Below are 1,670 nucleotides of genomic sequence, written 5' to 3' on the forward strand. Positions count from 1 at the left end.
ACAGCGTCCGCGACACGAGGTAGAACATGTTTGGCCCCGGGATCGCGACCATGGTGAGCTCGACGAGAGCGATACCAAGCAAGGCGCCGGTACTGATCATGATCTGAGCCTGCCAGCAGGTCCTTAAGCGCTCCCACATCCGTCTCTCCGTTGCTGGCGCAGCGCTGCCGAGGGCCGCGAAGGCTGGAGTGACACGAATCCGACAGTGAGTCGAAGCGCCTTTAGCTAGGCACTTCGTGAATTATGGTAGGATATGACTGTTTAGTGGAGGTTTGATCTTGACAAGGCGTGAGGCAATACTGCTGTCTGTGTAGCCACGGACGCCCAGCAGGCCCCTCACCCAAGGACGATTCATGCCACGACGGGCGATACCACCGGAAGAGATCCCTGATGATGCGGAGCTGACCCAATACGGCAAAGGGCAGCCAGGCTCGCCCGGCAGGTTCAGGGACTGCCCTCGTATTGAGAACAATGAGCCCGACATGTCCCTACTGCTCGGTCGCCTAGGGGTCAAAGAGGCGGCGAAACTCGTCTTCAAGTGGCAGCATCCGCTGTCAGCCGTGCGATACACAACAGCTGGAACCTTGCGGGCGAGGGGTTTTGTAGTGCGACACACACCCTCGCCGTCGATCCCACAGCACACCAGCGTCTTGGCCCCCACACTCGGCGGCGAGCCCATAGAGTGGGATGAAGACCTAGCAAAGATCTTCGCGGAGTGCTTCACTGAACCTGACAGAGGGGGTGGTACGCGTGAGTAGCTACGGACCTGCGCCCAAGCTGGGCAACCTAGCTTGGGCACCGCTACCTACTGTAGATGCAGTTGAGATCTTCGACCGCTTCAACGGGGTGCCGACCCTCGGAGTGGTACGTGCCGAGGGCGACTCTTGCCTTTTTTGGCGCGTTATATCCGATGATGACAAGATCTCGGCTTGGCTGTATGTGCCCCTAACAGACGAAGACGAACGCTATCTAAGTGCCGATGACGACAACGAGGTGCTTGACACCATCGTGTTTGGGTCGCGAACTTCGAGATACACGACTATAGGCATCGCGACGAGCAACCGGTTGGTCTTCGAACGAGAGTGGCAACTCCCGAGGGACCTGAGCCCTGACGAGGTAGCAGGCACTTTCCTTGAATTTGCTCTTGAAGCGATGACCGTTGCCTTGGAGCAAGATCCGCCGCTGCCTCCTTCTCGCCGCCAAATCGTTCAGAATGCCTCGGACGCAGTCCGCCACATGGCACCAGTCTGAGTAGGCCCGCACCAAGCCCCAGCCAACGCCTGAGCCATCTCGTCTGCCATCGACCCACCCTTCGGGGAGCGGGCCGCCGCCCGGCCCGCCACGCCAAGACGGTCTTGACGCACTATCGGAGGCAGGCGGGGCGAGCGGCGGCCCGCTCGGCTTGCCCGGGTCGATGGCAGGCGCGATGGCCTACCGCAAATACCCACGGACCGTAGGCCGCCGACGGAGCTGTCACGATACATACCCGTGCTCAGCAGGCGGTGGTTTCGCCAGACACCTTCTCGCACAGCACCGAGCTTGGCGATACAGATCTTGAATGGTCAGGTTCGTCCGATGTGGGCTGTGTGATGGCCGTGGGCTGGGGTAGATCGATGGGATGAGGTATCCCGATGGAGGTGGGTTGTCCGCGCGGGGGCGGGCGAAGCGTG

1 protein-coding gene is annotated in these 1,670 nt (G+C 60.8%); it reads left to right on the top strand.

The window, feature by feature from the left end; genetic code table 11:
* Positions 1 to 750: 750 nt before the first annotated feature.
* Entirely contained in the window at positions 751 to 1,251 is a 501-nt protein-coding gene (locus tag ACFOX0_RS34060; protein ID WP_377553786.1) for a hypothetical protein, read from the top strand.
* Positions 1,252 to 1,670 lie beyond the last annotated feature (419 nt).

It is taken from the genome of Micromonospora zhanjiangensis, from assembly GCF_042650605.1.
Lineage (GTDB): Bacteria > Actinomycetota > Actinomycetes > Mycobacteriales > Micromonosporaceae > Micromonospora_J > Micromonospora_J zhanjiangensis.